Source organism: Paenibacillus sp. AK121 (assembly GCF_019042715.1).
Taxonomy (GTDB): domain Bacteria; phylum Bacillota; class Bacilli; order Paenibacillales; family Paenibacillaceae; genus Paenibacillus; species Paenibacillus polymyxa_C.
In genome coordinates, this window is sequence record NZ_JAHPJM010000008.1 from 179475 (window position 1) to 197867 (window position 18393).

The 18393-nt window shown below is 45.7% G+C and carries 20 protein-coding genes; 4 read left to right on the forward strand and 16 right to left on the reverse strand.

All coding sequences use genetic code 11. The annotated features are described in order from the left end of the window. Positions 1-338: 338 nt before the first annotated feature. The 5 genes from KSP24_RS16215 to KSP24_RS16235 form a co-directional block, all read right to left on the reverse strand. Positions 339-542, reverse strand: coding sequence for an N-6 DNA methylase (locus tag KSP24_RS16215; RefSeq protein ID WP_249930685.1), 204 nt, complete (start codon positions 540-542; stop codon positions 339-341). Between the two features lie 13 nt (positions 543-555). Beyond that, positions 556-2313 carry a 23S rRNA (uracil(1939)-C(5))-methyltransferase RlmD gene (gene rlmD, locus KSP24_RS16220; protein ID WP_216975798.1) on the reverse strand — a complete coding sequence of 586 codons (1758 nt, stop codon included), beginning with the start codon at positions 2311-2313 and terminating at the stop codon, positions 556-558. 224 nt (positions 2314-2537) lie between these two features. Continuing rightward, positions 2538-3419 carry a diacylglycerol kinase gene (locus tag KSP24_RS16225; RefSeq protein ID WP_025677329.1) on the reverse strand — a complete coding sequence of 294 codons (882 nt, stop codon included), beginning with the start codon at positions 3417-3419 and terminating at the stop codon, positions 2538-2540. A gap of 172 nt (positions 3420-3591) precedes the next feature. Further along, positions 3592-4380, reverse strand: a complete 789-nt coding sequence (locus KSP24_RS16230) for a sirohydrochlorin chelatase (RefSeq protein WP_129548722.1) — start codon at positions 4378-4380, stop codon at positions 3592-3594. Continuing rightward, positions 4380-4670: a YerC/YecD family TrpR-related protein gene (locus KSP24_RS16235; RefSeq protein ID WP_007428885.1), complete on the reverse strand. Its 291-nt coding sequence runs from the start codon at positions 4668-4670 to the stop codon at positions 4380-4382. The genes KSP24_RS16230 and KSP24_RS16235 overlap by 1 nt, the downstream gene beginning before the upstream one ends. Positions 4671-4899: 229 nt before the next feature. Here KSP24_RS16235 and KSP24_RS16240 point away from each other — a divergent pair, with 229 nt between their 5' ends. Next, positions 4900-5406 carry a hypothetical protein gene (locus KSP24_RS16240; RefSeq protein ID WP_013369521.1) on the forward strand — a complete coding sequence of 169 codons (507 nt, stop codon included), beginning with the start codon at positions 4900-4902 and terminating at the stop codon, positions 5404-5406. Positions 5407-5412: 6 nt separating this feature from the next. On the opposite strand, the gene corA is transcribed toward KSP24_RS16240, so the two are convergent. The 7 genes from corA to KSP24_RS16275 all read right to left on the reverse strand — a co-directional run bounded on the left by corA (position 5413) and on the right by KSP24_RS16275 (position 12246). Then, positions 5413-6372, reverse strand: coding sequence for a magnesium/cobalt transporter CorA (gene corA / locus KSP24_RS16245; protein WP_216975800.1), 960 nt, complete (start codon positions 6370-6372; stop codon positions 5413-5415). A 370-nt stretch (positions 6373-6742) separates the two neighbouring features. Further along, the gene (locus tag KSP24_RS16250) at positions 6743-6913 is read right to left on the reverse strand and encodes a hypothetical protein (protein WP_158309126.1); all 171 of its coding nucleotides are present in this window, start codon (positions 6911-6913) and stop codon (positions 6743-6745) included. 20 nt (positions 6914-6933) lie between these two features. Next, positions 6934-7662: an amino acid ABC transporter ATP-binding protein gene (locus KSP24_RS16255; RefSeq protein WP_058710740.1), complete on the reverse strand. Its 729-nt coding sequence runs from the start codon at positions 7660-7662 to the stop codon at positions 6934-6936. Next, positions 7655-9103 carry an amino acid ABC transporter substrate-binding protein/permease gene (locus KSP24_RS16260; protein WP_129548720.1) on the reverse strand — a complete coding sequence of 483 codons (1449 nt, stop codon included), beginning with the start codon at positions 9101-9103 and terminating at the stop codon, positions 7655-7657. Before KSP24_RS16260 ends, KSP24_RS16255 begins: the two co-directional genes overlap by 8 nt. Positions 9104-9344: 241 nt before the next feature. After that, positions 9345-10334, reverse strand: coding sequence for an inorganic phosphate transporter (locus tag KSP24_RS16265; RefSeq protein WP_040102097.1), 990 nt, complete (start codon positions 10332-10334; stop codon positions 9345-9347). A gap of 14 nt (positions 10335-10348) precedes the next feature. Further along, positions 10349-10963, reverse strand: coding sequence for a DUF47 domain-containing protein (locus KSP24_RS16270; RefSeq protein ID WP_216975803.1), 615 nt, complete (start codon positions 10961-10963; stop codon positions 10349-10351). Between the two features lie 188 nt (positions 10964-11151). Then, positions 11152-12246 carry a DUF3048 domain-containing protein gene (locus KSP24_RS16275; protein ID WP_165082794.1) on the reverse strand — a complete coding sequence of 365 codons (1095 nt, stop codon included), beginning with the start codon at positions 12244-12246 and terminating at the stop codon, positions 11152-11154. 248 nt (positions 12247-12494) lie between these two features. Here KSP24_RS16275 and KSP24_RS16280 point away from each other — a divergent pair, with 248 nt between their 5' ends. Further along, complete coding sequence (locus KSP24_RS16280; RefSeq protein WP_216975805.1) at positions 12495-13013, forward strand: DoxX family membrane protein; 519 nt, start codon at positions 12495-12497, stop codon at positions 13011-13013. Positions 13014-13276: 263 nt separating this feature from the next. Further along, on the forward strand, positions 13277-14200 hold the full coding sequence (locus tag KSP24_RS16285; protein ID WP_216975807.1) for a hypothetical protein: 924 nt from the start codon (positions 13277-13279) through the stop codon (positions 14198-14200). 72 nt (positions 14201-14272) lie between these two features. Here the strand turns inward: KSP24_RS16285 and KSP24_RS16290 are convergent, their stop codons facing one another. The 3 genes from KSP24_RS16290 to KSP24_RS16300 form a co-directional block, all read right to left on the reverse strand. Then, entirely contained in the window at positions 14273-15064 is a 792-nt protein-coding gene (locus KSP24_RS16290) for a dioxygenase family protein (protein ID WP_013369511.1), read from the reverse strand. Positions 15065-15156: 92 nt separating this feature from the next. Next, on the reverse strand, positions 15157-15981 hold the full coding sequence (locus tag KSP24_RS16295) for an alpha/beta hydrolase (protein ID WP_040102100.1): 825 nt from the start codon (positions 15979-15981) through the stop codon (positions 15157-15159). A 275-nt stretch (positions 15982-16256) separates the two neighbouring features. Next, on the reverse strand, positions 16257-16556 hold the full coding sequence (locus KSP24_RS16300) for a hypothetical protein (RefSeq protein ID WP_013369509.1): 300 nt from the start codon (positions 16554-16556) through the stop codon (positions 16257-16259). 196 nt (positions 16557-16752) lie between these two features. Here KSP24_RS16300 and KSP24_RS16305 point away from each other — a divergent pair, with 196 nt between their 5' ends. Beyond that, the gene (locus KSP24_RS16305; RefSeq protein ID WP_025677306.1) at positions 16753-17184 is read left to right on the forward strand and encodes a hypothetical protein; all 432 of its coding nucleotides are present in this window, start codon (positions 16753-16755) and stop codon (positions 17182-17184) included. 164 nt (positions 17185-17348) lie between these two features. On the opposite strand, the gene KSP24_RS16310 is transcribed toward KSP24_RS16305, so the two are convergent. Next, positions 17349-18296, reverse strand: coding sequence for an ABC transporter substrate-binding protein (locus tag KSP24_RS16310; RefSeq protein WP_013369506.1), 948 nt, complete (start codon positions 18294-18296; stop codon positions 17349-17351). Positions 18297-18393 lie beyond the last annotated feature (97 nt).

Below are 18393 nucleotides of genomic sequence, written 5' to 3' on the forward strand. Positions count from 1 at the left end.
ATTACCAGGACAAATCTTTGGTCCCAAAATGGTAAAGCTAACCTGTTCATGTCCTTGCTTCTTCTTCACATATCACATGTTTAAGCAACGTAGTTCAAACGGCAGTATATGTTAAGCATAGACATCTAAATGAGTATATCATACTCAATAGAGGAGCATACTCCCCAAAAGACTCGCAAAAAAAGGAAGAGCGCCGCCCCTCCTTGCCATCTTCTATAACGTACTGCGCCGCAGTTCATAAAAATACTGCACGGCATAACTTCCACCAGTCTACGCCGTTCCCAAGAGATTTAAAAAAAGAGCCGAGGAATAATATCCTTGACCCTTTTCATCAAATTCTACACATGAATACCCAAAATTTTCAGCTGTTCATTGATTTTGGCTTCAAGTTCAGCGATTTCTTGTTTATCTTGCTCTATTTCTTCAAGTGATGCCACGTGAGCATATTTATCAACATTTACACGATTTCGGTACGTTTCGATAATCTTATTGATGTTTTTATCAGTAAGTTTGTTTTGATTTTCACCTTTTTCAAACGCCAATACACCTCAACTATTAGTCTTTTCTGACCAACAGCGCAACACTCTCCACATGAACCGTATGCGGAAACATATCTACAGGCTGTACTTCCACTGTACTATACCCGCCATCCTCCAGTATCCTTAAATCCCGCGCCAGTGTGCTTGGGTTACAGGATACATACACCACGCGCTCTGGCTTCATCTCCAGAATGGTGTCGAGTAGGCGTGGATCGCAGCCCTTACGGGGCGGATCGACGACGATAACGTCGGCGGTGATGCCTTGCTCTTTCCATGCGGGAATGACGTCCTCGGACGCGCCTACCTCAAATTTCACATTACGCATTTCGTTCAACAGCGCATTACTCCGTGCATCGTCGATGGCTTCTTTGACAATTTCGACCCCATACACCTGGTCCGCATGCTGAGCGAGGAACAAAGAAATCGTGCCGATGCCGCAATACGCATCAATTACCGTTTCTTTACCCGTGAGACCGGCATATTCGACGGTTTTGCTGTACAGCACTTCCGTTTGTACGGGATTCACCTGATAAAAGGATCGTGCGGAAATCGCAAATTGGACGTTTCCTATGTAATCGTAGATCACGTCACGACCCCACAGTACGCGAGTCTCGTCTCCAAATATAACGTTCGTTCGCTTCGTATTCACGTTCTGGCATATGCTTGCCACGTGTGGAATATGCTCACGAATACTGCCGATCCACGCATCTGCGTGCGGAATATCTCGTCCATTCGTCACGAGAACCAACATCATTTCACCTGTGCGAAAAGCAGTCTTCACCACGACATGGCGCAACAGCCCGCGTCCGGTTTCTTCATTATATGCACTGATGCCCAGCATTCGGCCAATCTCTTTGACACGTGCGACCACTTCGTCATTACGCTCGTCCTGAATGAGACAGGTATTCATATCCACGATGCGATGGCTGCCACGTGCATAGAAGCCGCCGACAAGCCCGCCCTCGGTGACACCAATCGGGACCTGGGCTTTGTTGCGGTACCGCCACGGCTCACTCATACCAAGCGTAGGATGCACGACTACGCCTTGTACACGCGACATGTGGTCTGCATTTCCATCCGCAGAGTCAGCCAAAACCTCTGCAGTACGCTCACTGGACTCCGTAGTCACACTCAGCTTTCCGATACGTTCCAGCACATCCACTACATGCTGTCGCTTCCAGCTGAGCTGCGCTTCGTAGCTCATATGCTGGAGCTGACAACCGCCGCATTGATCATAGATGGCACACGGAGCTGCAATCCGGTCAGGGCTAGCCTGCACAATATCCAGCAGCTTGGCATAGCCATATTGCTTTTTCGTTTTTAGCACCTTGACCCGTACCTTTTCACCCGGTAACGCACCCGGAACGAACAGCGTAAAACCCTCGACACGCCCTACGCCCTCGCCATCATGGTTCATGCCGATGATGTCTATCACGGCCTCATCGTTCTTTTGCACAGGCAGATCGCTACGCTCTGCACTAGACCGTTTACGATTGGAAGCCTCCTGACTCCGTCTCTCGTTACTCCGTTCATTTTTAGAAAAACGACGAAGGTTTCGTTCATTCACCCCTTTTTTCCGAGGCGAATCATCCATATTTCCATTTTTATTTTCGGTTCCAGTCCGAAGCATTCTATTCCCAGCTCCAACTCGTGACTGTTCCAGTTCTCTGTCTTTTTTCGACTGCATGGTCTTGTTGTGCTGCTTTCCTTGAACTGGAGTTGCTGTTGCTGTATTCCGGCGGCTTTTTCCACGTCCGCTACGGTTATTCGTCATGATGGTCACTTCTTTCTGTTCTTCTTTTCATGCTTATCTTCATTCAGCCATATCATTCAAATCGTCATCTAGACGATGTTTAAACCTCAACCCGAAAATGCCGTTACTCCCCACGGAGAACGGCAAGGACCGATATGTTCCCTACAAAAAACAACTATCTACTCTGCGTTCCGTATATCACACTGCTCAACCAACCGGAAATAAAATCACTACCGCTCATTTCTTTACCGAAACACATTCAAATGATGCGGCAGATTCCGGAAGGTCGCTGGCAAGGTGCCTCCTAATTCGCCATCCAGGTTAAGCTGGACATAGCCAGGTGAGGTCACTTCCATATAATCTGTTCTGAAATAAACGATTTTCTTGTCCTGCAAATGCTCCCCGCGCAGCGCAAGTGTAACCAAGCGGATCATTTCCGCCAGATTGCATTTGCGCACAGCGATGACATCGAGCAGTCCATCATCTATTGTCGCCCCAGGAGCAAGCTTTTCAAACCCGCCGACCGAATTTGTATTTGCGATCAGGAAAAGCATAAATTCGTCGTGGATCACTTCCTGACCCGATGCCTTGATGATCAGCTCCTGTGGAGCAAGGCTGACCATCTTCTCCATACCTTTAAAATAATAGGCCAATTGGCCAATCATCGTTTTGAGCTTGCTTGGAACTTCATATGTAAGCTCGGTTAAAGTTCCGCCGCCTGCGATGTTGATAAAGTAGCGGTCATTGGCTTTTCCGATATCCAACGGCTTCGGATTTTGACGAATAACGAGGTCACAATAATCCTCCCAATGCCTGGGAATGCCCAGTGCTCTGGCAAAATCATTCGTCGTTCCTAGAGGAAACACACCCAGAGGCGGGCGGTTTTCCCTTTCAGCCATCCCGTTAATGACCTCATACAATGTACCATCGCCACCAGCGGCAATAATCATATCATAGCCACGCTCAACGGCCTCTGTTGCGGCACGCGTTGCGTCCCCTTCCCCTGTAGTTGCATGGCAAGAGGCCTCAATACCACCTTCATCCAGGCGCTGCAAGACATCCGCAAGGCGACGCTTCATTTCCTCACGCCCAGAGGTCGGGTTATAGATTAATCTAGCTCTTTTCATTCCGTTACGCCACCCGTATATTTAATGATATTTATATTCACATCGCAGTTCATCACATTCAGTCTGTACAAAATATCATCATACTGGAAAAAGACCTCTTTTACAATAAAAGAAGCCATTCACTATCCAAATAAGGGAATTTCAGGTTCGGAACACTATCGCCAAATTCAGGTTAATTATTATCGGTCCTTGCTTGCGTCTTCATGCTCTGTAACAGCTCACGAATTTGTCTGTCCATCCAGCTTGTGAGCAAAGGATGCGGCAATATAGGGTCTCCTGAATAACGGTAATCCAGCCCCTGTAAGCGTTTAGGAATCATATGACTTGTAAAATATCCCGAACTCAAAAACAGCGGTGCCACAATAACATCATGACCCCGCTCCTGATTCCAGTACGCCGCCTTGTCATGCACACCCTCAGGATTTAGCAAAGCGTGGTCCGTAATGATGCCACTCACGTTTTGCACCGTACGGGCCAACGAGGAAATCCCTTGCTCCCAGCGCTGAAGAAAGCCGTTGTGCGCGCTGCCGTGTCCTACGAGTAAAATGACCTCTCGCGCAGGATCGACCGACAACGGGCGAACCTTGTCCCACACCATGCGGGCAACATCTTCGCCGTCATCCAATGGACTGCCAAAATGCACACGTGCCTTCAATCGAAACGGCTCCAAATCTGTTTCTTTGTCTGGCGCAGCTTTGACTCCCAGCGCATAGCTAATTTCATCTACATGCGTACTACCTGACGACACGAACAAAGGAATAACCAGTAAATCTGTTACCCCCAAGGCTTCCAGACGGTCAATCCCATTTTGAATCAATCTTCCTTTAACCGTTTCCAAAAATGAAACCTCTACCGGCATTTCTTCCAGCAATTGAAGCTTTGCAACTGCCTGATCCACCTGTTCCACCCAATATGGCTCCCTAGAGCCATGGCTGATGACCAGTATCCCAGGGTTCCGCATTAGCGACCCAGACGTTCCAGAGTCATTTTATACCCGTCATTCCCATAGTTCAGACAACGCTTAACACGTGAAATGGTGGCTGTACTGGCGCCTGTCTCAGCTTCAATCTGATTATACGTGCTGCCTTTGCCAAGCATACGGGCAACTTCCAGACGTTGGGAGAGGGATTGAATTTCATTAATTGTGCACAGATCATCAAAAAATACATAACACTCTTCCAAATTTTTAAGAGTTAAAATAGCTTCAAACAATTGATCAATACTTTTATCATTAAGCTTTTTAAGCTGCATAGATTATCATCTCCCAAAGGTTACAATCTCTCCTCATTGTACTCGACAAATAGTCAGTTTTTCAAGCATTAACGGTTTCACGCATTACAGAACAACATTACATGACTACAGAAACATACTGTGCGAATGCCCAAATCCGCTTTTATACCTAATTTCGGGACACGCGCCTAAACCCACTGTGCGTTTGTAACATACAGTAGAGTATCAATCTGCAAAGGAATGTGATCTCATGCCTGGACATTACTATCATCGGAGGGCGCAAACGCGTTCCATTTCCGATCCGTATAGTTCAACTCCTTATCCTGGACTCGATCCATACAGCGAGGTTCCGCAAGTCGATTCCTCCGCCGTGGTGCCCTATGAGGCACCAGCGAGTATAACAGATTCCGCCGTGGTCACGCCAGACCCCGCCCCAGCCAAAGGAGGGCTGCTTGGCGGTCTTGGTAATCTCAACGATATTAAAGGTATTATTGACCGTATGGGCGGTATTGACGGGATTGTTGCTACGGTCGGCAAGGTACAAAAGATCATGTCTAGCGTGCAGCAATTTGCTCCGATGGCAAAACTGATTATGGGCTCGCTCCCAGCATTCAACAAAAACGCAAGCAAAAAAACGACAACACCAATTACTGAGGAACTGGATGAATATACACCACCACGCCGACGCCGGAAAAAGACACAGCGCAAAAGTACCACTACCCCACGCAGACGTCCGCGCAAACGCACAAGAAAGTAGGCTATTTTATTTAAACCAACCTCGGCGCATAAACCACACCACCATCGCAACACTCAATAAGAACATAAAGAACAATACGCCAAAATATCCATATTTCCAGCCCAACTCGGGCATATTCGAAAAATTCATACCATAAATTCCTGCAATCAGCGTCAAGGGCATAAAAACAGTTGTAATTACAGTCAGCGTCTTCATAATTGAATTCATGCGATTGGAATTAAGCGATATGTAACTGTCTCTCAGGTCGGCTGTCATCTCGCGGTCGGCCTCCAGCATATCCGTCAGCTTCAATAAATGATCATAGATATCAGTAAAATAAGCCATATGATCCCCCTGACCCTGCACATGCTGTGAATTCAAAACTCGGTACATCAGATCACGCATCGGTACGATCGTGCGCCGCAGCTTGAGCAACCTGCCACGCAGGTCAAATACCTGCTTCATTAATTCCTCTACCGATTCGTGTGCACCCAAACCTTCAAGCTCGGCTAATTCATCCTCAATGATGAAAAGGCTCGGAAAATAGTTGTCAACCAGCTTGTCCATCACCGTATAAGCTGCAGCCAGCGGTCCGCGAGACCATATTTTGCGTTCGTTCGCATGCTCGACAATCCGCTCCCAGGCCTGATCCAGCTCCTCTAGTTCATGATGGTGATATGTAACCAAAAAACGGCTGCTAATAAACATATCTACCTCTTCCGCCTCTAATGTATCTACATCAAGCGCATGTACCACCAGAAACTGTACATTCTCGTAATAATCCAACTTGGGACGTTGCAGAACATGCATACAATCCTCTACAGCCAGCGGGTGAAAATGAAAATAACTCGTCAGCAGCTCCGACTCTCGATCTGTAGGCTCGTTAAAGTCAGCCCAGATCCATATGTAATCTTCCATGACAATCTGCTCCAATGGTTGTCCCACCGTCACCTGATGATCGTGCCCTATAGTCAATGTGCGTATCACCGTACGTCCCCCTCGCTTACTGCCGTTTTATATGTTATTTATATTGTATATAAGCCATTCAACATTATACAAATCTCACGCTCTACATTCCCATACACTAAATAAAAAAAGGATATCTCCGGGCCAGCACGCTCCCGAAGATATCCTTATACAATAATCCACGCATTATATTTTTCAAAAAAACTATGCTTGTCGCTTCATACCCTAATCGGCGATAAAAATAATGTGCATTCAGTCGTTCACCCCGATAGTCATATGTTGCTTGTATCGCTATTTCCCTCGGCGCAGCAAGCAAAGCGCTGCGCCAATTCCGCTGCCTGCACCCACTCATTTAAAAGTGGGGCAGGCTTTTGCGAAGAAAGGAGTAGGTTCAGCAAGTCGTAGCGTAGCGGTCCATTTGAATCTGTAGAAGCGCCAGCGTTCGCCTTTGCCCTTGAATTTTCACCATATAGGTCTTATATAATCGAAAAAATTCATAGGCAACAGCGATCGAAAGATCAAATGGATTGTGGAGCGTCTCACAACGAGCACCCCGACTCACATTCACACCCCCTACCCCACTTACAATACCTTCTCCAAGAAACTTATAGTCCGCTCGTTTTTCGGATTACCAAATACCTCTTGCGGTGTTCCTTCTTCCACGATGTAACCACCGTCCATAAATACGACACGGTCGCTTACTTCTCGCGCAAAGCCCATCTCATGCGTTACGATCATCATCGTCATGCCTTCGCGAGCCAGATCTTTCATTACGCCGAGCACTTCGCCCACCATTTCAGGATCAAGCGCCGAGGTTGGCTCGTCGAACAGCATAATGTCTGGGTTCATTGCCAGAGCACGTGCAATCGCCACACGTTGCTTCTGACCGCCGGAAAGCTGTCCTGGCAACACATCTGCCTTATCAGCCAAACCTACACGATCCAGCAGCTTCATAGCCGTCTCGCGGGCCTGCGCCTTCGTCTGTTTGCCCAGTTCAGTCGGTGCGAACATAATGTTCTTGAGCACCGTCATATGCGGGAACAGATTGAAATGCTGAAACACCATACCTATATTTTCACGGACCTTGTTAATGTCCACGTTTTTGTCACCCAATTTGTAGTCATCGACGATGACCTCACCAGCTGTAATTTCCTCCAGCATATTCATACAACGCAAAAACGTACTTTTCCCTGAACCAGAAGGGCCAATGACGCATACAACTTCGCCTTCCCGTACTTGCATGTCAATGCCTTTTAGCACCTGGTTACTGCCATAGCTTTTTTTCAGGTTTTTAACGATAATTTTACCCACGGCGAACTCTCCCTTCAAGACGGTTGGAAATTTTGGTCAGGATTGTAATGACGATAAGATACATCACCGCAACGACCAGCCAAATATCAAAGGATTGGAACGTCCGCGCAATAATGATTTTGCCCGATTGGGTCAATTCAACCAAACCGATAACTGACAAAATTGACGTATCCTTCAACGTAATAACCAACTGATTGATAAACGACGGGATCATGATTTTCACAGCTTGTGGCAAAATGATCTTCAGCATGGCTGTCCGGTATGGCAAACCAAGCGAACGAGCTGCTTCCATTTGTCCTGGATCAATGGACTGAATACCCCCGCGGATAATTTCGGTCACATAAGCACCAGCGTTTAGAGATAACGTCAACACCGCCGCGACAAAAAGCGGCATTTTAAAATCGAGTGCCTGTGGGATACCGAAGTAAATAAAGAATGCAAGTACGATCAGTGGAATACCACGGAATACATCAACGAAAACAGTTGCAATACCGCGGAACACCTTGTTATGGCTAACTTTCATAAAGCCGAACACTAGTCCCAGCACAAAGGCTACGAGCAAGGATACCAGGGTGTACAACAGCGTATTTCCCATCCCTTTAATCAAAGCAGGCAGCGAAGCGGAAATGAGCTCCCAGCGGCTACGTTCTACAGGGGCCACACCTTTGCCGGATTCGCCAAGATATTTGGACATAATCTTGTCATATTCCCCGCTGTTGCGAAGATTCACAAGCCCTGCATTAAATTTCTCCAGCAGCTCCGCATTTTTGCCTTGGTTGACAGCAAAACCGTAAGAACCGCCTTTTTCCTTATCAGTCACTAGCTTAAGACCATTATTCTGAGTCACACCGTATGCCAGTACCGGATAATCATCAAAGCAGGCAACCGAGTTACCTGTTTTAACTTCATCATACATCTGAGAAGAATCGTCGAACGGAACTGTAGTGAAGCCATATTTCGCCTTAATGGATTCCGCGAACGTGTAGCCTTCTGTTCCTGTTTTGACAGCGACACGCTGTCCTTTCAAGTCCTCATAGCGTTTAATCGTATCATTATCCTTACGGACCGCCATGACAACACCTGAGTCAAAATAGGGTTCAGAAAAATCAAATTTTTGCTTGCGTTCATCGGTAATACTCATCCCGGCAATGACACCATCCACTTGATTTGTTTCAAGGGCCTGCACTGCCGCGTTAAAGCCAAGTGGCTTAATGGTATACTCAAAATTCTGATCCTTAGCAATAGCTGCCAGTAAATCCATGTCGATTCCGACAAATTTCCCATTTACATCTTCAAACTCAAAAGGCGCGAACGTTGTATCCGTGCCGATATCATACTTTGTTTTATTTTCTGCGTGAGCCACCACACCGAAATTACCGGCCAGGGCAACCACAGAAAACAAACAAATCATGAGTGCTATTAGTTTTCTTGGTTTTTGCATAAGATCCTCCAGTCAGTTGAACGGTTCAAAGTTTTCTGTTTATTCTACAGGAGTTATTAAAAATTGACTACTTTGATGTCAGGTATTTTTTAAAAAACATCTCATGGAACTATCTGGATGTGTGAACTCTGAAGATGTATTTTTGCCCCAGAATGCCAATAAGCCCCTGCCGCAAAAAGCGGACGGAAGCTTATTGTGTATCCTATATTGTATGTTCTTTTTCAGGGATTCATGAAGAAAACTAGAAAAGAATTTTGAAAATTAAACCTGACAACAGCGCAGAAATTGGAATCGTTATTACCCAGGTTATTACAATACGACCAGCTAATGACCAGCGAACTGCGCTAAAGCGCTTCGCAGAACCAACACCCAAAATTGCCGAAGTTATGGCATGTGTGGTACTTACTGGCAAATGGAGCAAGGTGGCTGTGAATATAACGGAAGCCCCCGAAACGTCGGCTGCGAATCCATTAATTGGGTCAATTTTAAAAATTTTGGTTCCCATCGTTTTGATGATCTTCCAACCACCAATAGACGTACCCAGTGCCATAGCGGTTGCCGCTGAAATTTTAACCCACATAGGTACTTCCAAATGGTCTTGATACCCTGCGGAGACGAGTGCGAATGTGATAATCCCCATCGCCTTCTGAGCATCATTCGTACCATGCGTAAACGACTGGATAGCTGCCGTAATGACCTGCATGGTGCGGAAACCTTTGTTCACTGTATGTGGACTGCGATAAGCAAAGATGTATTTCAAAATCATCATCACAATGTAACCGACAACAAAAGCAATCAACGGGGAGAAAATAAGCCCTTCCACAATCCCGATGAAGCCGCTCCAATTTAATTTATCCTGTCCCGCACCTACATACACCGCCCCTGCCAACGCACCAATCAATGCATGAGAGGAGGATGAAGGAATACCAAACCACCAGGTTAGAAGATTCCAGATAATCGCAGCAATCAGCGTCGCAATGACGATATCAATACCGTTGGTTAATTTGGTAGGGTCAGCAACACTTCCACCAATGGTTTTGGCAACCCCAGTGAACATGATGGCCCCAAGAAAGTTCATAACCGCAGCCATAATAATCGCACGTCGCGGCGTCAATGCACGGGTCGAGACCGAAGTCGCAATCGCATTCGCGGTATCATGAAACCCATTGATAAAATCAAATGCCAGAGCAAGAAAAATAACAATACCTAATACCAGTAAACTTGTATCCATGTAACAGGACTCCCTTACGAGTTACGCATAATGATGGATTCCAGCATATTTGCAACATCCTCGCATGAATCCGTTGTATTTTCAAGGCGTTCGTACAATTCTTTACGTTTAATCAGCTCAATAGGATCAGTTACAGTTGCAAACAGGTTTTTGATGCAAATACGCAATAATTCATCCCCCTGATTTTCCAAATCATTTAGGCGAATGGTGTATTCACGAATAGCCAACAATTTTTTCTGTGAAAGCAAATGTACAGCCTTCTGAATTTCGTAAGCTGATTGACGCAAAATATCAGCGAACTGCACAATATACTCGTCCGGCTCTGTAATGTTGTACATATAAAAACGAGAGGCTGTCGCTTCAAGACCGTCCAGCACATCATCCATGGTCGTTGTCAGTTCCATGATGTCGTCGCGTTCCAGCGGCGTAATGAAGGTCTTGTTCAACTCAGTAATAATCGTGTGTGTGTAATCATCACACTTATTTTCATACTTCTTCATCTCATTGGTAAACAAAGTCACATCTTGTAAATTTGAAGTATGTTGGGCAAAATAATCGGCTGCTTGCACGATCGTATCTGCCATATTTTCCAACGTCTCGAAGAATATATCCTTTTTCTTCAATCTCATAACGATTACCCCTTTACGAAAATATCCGCAACCTGTTTCGACTGCAATAGACAACCTTTGCTATCTTATCACACTCATCAATGTTTTTGTAATGTTTGTAAAAGCAAATTTCTAGATATACGTATACAATGCCCGACATAGAGAGTCATTATCCGACAATTTTTTCCTAAATAGGTGTATTACGTTTTCTAATTCGCTTCAAACGTTACATGTTCCGTTAGTGAAGTATCTGCAGGTACTACATGTATATAGGATGTACCTGGTGTTAACGGGATTTCAACCCCATTTTTCATAAACCGAATCGCATCGCCAGATGTATGCTGCCATTCAGCACGTATTAACTGTCCTTGTTGAAACACCATGGCCTCTCCGCTACCGTCCAGTTCAACGCTTAGTCTGCCTACATCATCCAGCGTTCGATGCCTCGTGCTCATCACAATAACATTAGCCGCTGAGAGCTGTTGGTTATTATTTTGATCTAGATGTGACTTTTCGTTCACAAAACGCTTATATCGTTGATCGGCTCGATCATAGGTATAAGATACGCGATAGCTTTTCAGCAAAAACCGGATGTGCACAGATGCGGCACTCTCGTCCACCATAACTGGAGTTTCGCCGGTTTTGAGATAAGGATACACTGGAACTTCCGTCTGCTTGGTATATCCTTTGCTTTCGCTTCCTTTACGTAGCCTGCTCACATCTGTGTATAAATTATGTGGTGGACGACGATCTTTACTTCGCCAAAAATAAGCCCCTCCATTTGAAATCTCATCCAGATGCTCCTTCCGCTGCTGCTGTAAAATCGCATAGGCATCTGTACTTCCCCCTGCATGTATCGGTAACGCACCATAGGTTTCGCCTAGTTCAATCAAATACGGCCGAATACTGCGGACCGGACCGATCTTCACATCTCCACCATGACTTTGGAAAAAAGCTACCAAACGGGTAATTCCGCCTTCTGCAAGAACCTCATATACCATGTCTGCCTGGCTAAGCCCTGCCTGTGGACGCGCAGCCGGGGCATTGTTAATCATGACAGCCAGTGGCCGCTCCAAAACAGGCTGCTCCACCGGAAGCCCGGTAAGCGGAGCTGTAAATGCCGGAACAGATGGCTCCTTAGGCGGTTCAAGCACCTTCTTCTCTGTTTCTTGCTGGTTCGGTTGGGGAACGGATTCAGATTCACCCGTATTGGACAAAGCAGAACAAGATATCATTGTCATGCATAACAGAGCTGAGGCCATCACACGCAACCAATGATTTCGTTGAAACATGGGCCCGGACAAGTTCATCCCTCCACATCGTTATTTTTCTCATTATAAGCTTTATTTCCTGTTTTTGTCTTGATTGAGGCATTACCTCTCTATAGAATACTTATCTAAAGACATTAAAATTTAAAAATATTAGAGTTTGTGATTTTTATCACAAATAACTGTAACTGAACCTAATACAATAAAGGTGTAGCAAAGATGATCATCCCAAACAAAATGAAATACAACCCATCATTATAGATTAAGAAAGAGGAGTGATTTGAATGTTTAACAACTGGTTACGTGAGAACAAAGTAGCAATGTGGCTGCTGACTGTAGTACGGATTTATCTAGGTTATGAATGGATGACCCACGGACTTGAGAAGCTGACTGGCGGATTCGATGCAGGTGGATTTATTTCGGGGGCCATTGCTAAAACAGGCGGAGATCACCCCGCTGTACAAGGCTGGTGGGGATCGTTCCTTGAAGCCTTTGCCCTGCCGAATGTCGGTTTGTTCAACGTCCTGATCCCATTGGGTGAGTTCTTAGTCGGGGTTGGCCTGCTGCTTGGTACATTGACTACACTGGCTACTTTGATGGCTATGGTTATGAACTTCTCGTTCCTGTTCTCGGGTACAGTAAGCACCAATGCAATCTACCTGCTGGTTGAAATCTTCCTTATCGTTGCTGGTGCAAATGCCGGAAGAATCGGCTTTGACCGTTGGGTACTGCCCTTCCTGCGTGGACTGTTTGGCAAAAATAAAGATACTTATCAAACGGACCCCAATCGAAAAATAGCTTAACTATCCAAAAAACAACCGTTATCCTCTGGAAAATGGTTGTTTTTTTGTTCAGCCATGCTGCTTCTCTTTAATGTATGGCTATGCTGCACCCTCCTCTATTTAAGTGAACAAAGGAGTCCTCAAGTCCATCCTGACTTGGAGACTCCTTTTTCGGGTTCATCTTTCCCCCGAACGTTTACAAGTTGGATACAACATGGAATGTTCACGATACATTTACCTTGTACACTACAGTTACATCAAAGAACCTAATGGAGGGTTATACCATGAAAAAAATCACCCAAGCCTATCTCATGCTCGCAGCAGTAACTTTCACAGTACAGACGATCGGATTGGGATCTACGACATCAGCCAAAGCAGCGACATCTACTACAATATCTCAAGCAGAAGTTGTACAACATATTTCCAAAACCTTCGAGCAGCTACTTTGCCAACCAGGTAAGCTACCTCAGGCATTCATTTATTTGCAAAAACATATTCAATCCATTCCTGCCTCTCAAGCTACCATCCTAGTGCTACATTTCGAAAATGCACAGAAACAGCAATTGGATTCATATGCACAGACCTTATATCCGACCTCTGTTCAAACTAAGATTAATCAAGTCTATAAACCCGGTGATTCGTTCACTAATGTAATCAGTCGGACAAACGATGCAAAACTGAAAAAATTACTCACTCAATCCAGAGATGCCGGCTACAAACTTGAAACCGCAGAAGGCATGTTTTACCCAGTCATCAACTATGAAAAATATAAAGTATTCAGAAATGACATTACCGCAGATATCCGCAGCTATATTGACATCATGGCGACGGAATCTGGACAGCCGGCTACCAAGGATGCGGCATTACACATCGGTTATCAACAGTTAGCCGGAAGGGTGCTGGCGCAAGAGTCGTTTATAACCCAATATCCACATTCCAATCGTACACAAGCAGTGAAATCATTACATGATCTCTATTTCTTCTATACTTTTTATGGTACGAACAATACACCACTATTCGTTGATGACACCGGGAAGATTCGCCCCAATGCCAAAAAAGGGTATCAGCTCGTCGTTCAACGCAACAGGGATTCGAAGAGTACCTACATTCAAAAGCTGAAGGCATTTATGACACTATTGGATCAAAATGAAGATAAGCGAACTCCGCAAGTATCCGCCTGGCTAAAAAAGAACGTGCCTGCTAATTAATCACAGAAGAACACACCAAAAGAACTTCCAACCCCACACACCATGCGGTTTCGGAAGTTCTCTTTCTTACATTTACAGATCATTTTCTTGACCAAAAGCCCAACAATTGAGGCTCAATGAGCCAAGGACATACGACTGAAAAAGCTTACGCGCGGAGCGATCATGATCGGCAGCCCCCATCACGTAAAACAAAGGCGAAAAGTGCTCTATTCCATACGAAGGAACCGCCTGCTTGGCATATGGAGCCTTCTTGTCATATTGGAATAGATGACGCAAATTCCAGTCTTGAAGCTGCTGTGCAATCCAGTCATCATATTGAACGGCCCAATCGGCTGGCTCACTCGTCTGCTTGAGTGTCCGCAAGTTGTGGACCAAGCCTCCACTACCAAGGATCAAAATCCCTTGTTCACGCAGTGGCGCCAGCATCCGTCCAATCTCATATTGCTCCTGAGGATCGCGTCGTGAATCAATGGATAAGGGTACGACCGGTATGTCCGCATCAGGATATATATGCCGCAAAACCACCCATGCTCCATGATCCAGTCCCCGGTTCCGAACCGGCTGGTGGAACAGGTTATGCTGACTGAACAGATGCCCTATCTCCTCATACAGCTTTGGATCGCCTGGTGCAGGGTAATCAAGTGAGTACATTTCTTCGGGAAAGCCGTAGAAATCGTGCAACGCTGCATGCTGATCATCCGCGCCGATACATTGATCGGGGCTATCCCAATGCGCGGAAAAAATGATGATTCCTTTGGGTCGGGGCAGGCTCGCGCCCAGCTTTGCAAGAAAGCTGGTATATGCGTTATTTTCTACAGCCAGTGTCGGTGAACCATGCGCAACAAAAATTGAGGGTAATGTCATCGCTGCCAACCTCCACACGCCAGTATAGTGTTACTCTTTCATTTTACTCCGGCGGAGGAGCAATTTCCAATACAATCCGTTACACCCTGAAATCAGATCATCCAGTGCTGCCAATCCCGTTGAATATTTTCCTGTTCATCCAGCCATTCCAGTGTGCGGTCAATCAGCTGTTGCCGCTCTTTACCTGACGAGAAAGTGTGATCTCCCTGGAAAATAATCTCCTTATCACAGCGTCCCTCTGGACGCATCCAGAATACCTTTTGAAACAGAAATGCATAATCCACAGGAATGATATCATCCGAGGTGCCATGAATAACGAGCACATCACCGTTAAATTTAACGGCCTCTTGGAACGGTTGGAATTGAGCTAATGACTCAAAATAAGCTGGTGTGAACTTATAGCCCAAGTAGTCTGCATGACCGGTTTTAACAGACTCGTCGTACACGCTTCGCTCCGTAATTTTGACAATGTCGTTGAACGGATAGCCGACAGCTGACCAAAGGACCAGGTTTTGTACTCTCTTGTCCCGAACGGCTGTGAGCAGGGCAACAGCGCCCCCCAAACTGTGACCGATCAGCGTCACCTTGGTCGGGTCAATGTCCGCGCAATTCACGGCGTAATCCAACACTGTGCGTGTCTGATTGATCATGGATTCGAGCCCCTGCTTGCCGTATTCACCCGTACTTTCCCCACAACCGGCAAAGTCAAAGCGCAGTACAAAATATCCACCTTCGGCCAATTCACGCGCAGTCTTGACGAACAATCGATCGACTCCGATACGATTGCCCACAAAACCGTGACAAATGACAACGAGCGGAACTCGTCTCTGACGTCCTCCCTCATTCGTACGGTTTGGATAATGAATTGTTGCGGCCAGCTCCTCATGTTCAAAACGAATTCCAATTTGCCGTTCCATCCTGATTCCCCCTGTTTCAAGCTTCACTAAAGCATTTTATCATTCAAACTCATATAGTAACGTGGAATATCCATCCAGAATATTCATTCACTTTAATTCCGATAAGTTTAATAAGTTTTATAGTAAAGTCAGTCTATCATCGCCCTGCTTCCTTGTCAACCTGTCAGTTCATACCGGGATGGAAGTAAACAAATGGCGCTCCCCGATGTGATGCCGGAGAACGCCATACTACTCGCTTATTAGAGTGCATTCGCTACATTAGAGTAGACGACTTGCTACTCGTAGCTGTGCCTGAACATTTGGTGGGTTTCGACTCGTCCCTCCCACTCCAGTTTACAAGAGGCGCCGTTATTTTGATCCTCATGCCACAGGCTGCGGTAGCTCTGTTCACCCAGTTCACCTGCAAATTCTGTGTCCTCAGCCAATTCAGTATCGTCCAATATACGGTACGTTGGAGATGTCCCTTGAACGCTTCGGTGACTCACGTTTGCAAGCAAGGCTTCGCCGCTGTTCCCGTTCGGAGCACCTGTCAGTCGTTTTTGGACCGAATAATCTGCCTGGTTCTCCAGTTCCATGATGCCACATCCTCTCAACGTTTTATATTCAGGTTGCTCCATGTGCTCACCCTTTATCCAGTTTGAGGAGAATGCAGCGGTAATATACATAATGGATAAAGCCTTTTGCCATCCGGCGTTTCCTCACGTATACTGTCTTTGTTACAAAATGGCGATTCCAGCAGCTTGGGATACGATCATAAAGCAGGAGGAAGCAATGAATAAAGCAAAAAATTATACACTTATTGCCTGGGTTGCCTTGTCCATGTTTTTCTTGACACAGGCGATTATTGGTTGGTTTATCACATTTACAGGCGGGGATATCAAACCTTTTGAAAAAATTAGCCTTTCCACCCTCATCATCATCGCCGCAGGTGCCATTCTGCTGGTTGAAGCACTGATGAATTTCATGGATCGTCCGGAAGAAGGCGAGGAGACTCAACAGCCAGACCATGCTCCCGCGAAGCCCCAAATGAATTTCAAATCCATCTTGATGTATGTAGTACTGGTTGTTGTCATTCTTGTCGCCGGACTTGCGCTACGCAGTGTGCTGCCGGTATTCAAAATCTCACCTTGGATGAATTTAGTGCTTGCGGCTATTGGCTTTATTGGACTCAAACCGATTTTTCTGCGTAAAAAACGTTCATAACCTCGCAATTCTCACAGTGCTGGAGCCGCCTCATTACGGAATCGTAGCAGCTCCTTTTTTATTTGCAATCAGCCATCTGACTCGAAGCTTGGGAATCGTCAGAAAAGCCGTATCCCCACCTGCAAGAAGATGCATGGGGAATACGGCTTGATGTACTTTCGCATTTATTTGGAAAATAGTTGTTCTGCATTATCCAATGCAATTTTGTGCCCCATCGCGGAATAGTCCAGCCAAGGCTGTCCGTTCAACATGTAGACATGACCTTGCTTCACAGCTTTGAGTCCTTGCCATACTGTATTTCCCTCCAGCTGCTTATATACCTTTTGGGCATCCGCACCTTTACTGATAATTACCAGGATGGCATCAGCATCGTAATCTGGCAAAACCTCTTGAGACACAACCTGGTAGGCCTTATTAATCTTTTCCACACCTTTAGCTGGCTTCAAGCCCAAATCCTGATACAATAGCGGTCCTACTGGACGCTTCATCCCCATGACACGAACTTCTTTCGCTGTGACACGTACAGCCATGACAGTCCCGTCTCCGATTTTGGAATGAATGAGCTTTTTGACCCGTTCCCTCTGTGTATCATAATCTTTCAGAAAAGTGTCTGCCTGTGCTTCATGTTTAACCATAGCAGCTATTTTTTTCAATTGATCTTTCCATGTACCTTCATCCAAATCAAAAACCTCGGTCGGTGCAATTTTTTCAAACTTGGCCACATCGGTTCCCGAATATTTTTTGTCGAGGAAAATATGATCAGGTTGAAGCTCCAGTACCGCTTCCATATCGGGGTCTGTGACAACCCCCAGCTTACGAGTATTTTGAAGACGATCTTTTACATGGGGCAAAAAATCCTTCACATCTCCACCAATAACCGAACCCGCTGGAGTAATGCCCAATGCTAGCAGATTGTTCGTCAAATGAATAGACATGGAAGCAATACGCGAATCCGCACTCATGGTGGTTTGGGCACTATCGGCTGCTTTCGTACTACTAGCTTGTTTGTCTGCTGTTTGCCCACAAGCAGACAGCATGATCATGCATGCAACAAGAAACAGGGCTATCCACGAACGTTTAAACCCTGAACCCTCAAATCTATTTTTTCTCATGAATATTCTCTCCTATACTATAGAAGCTCTATTTTTAATGTTCGATCCTCAACGCTTCTATTTCGTTGTTGTTTAGCATGCTGCATCATGTGCAGCT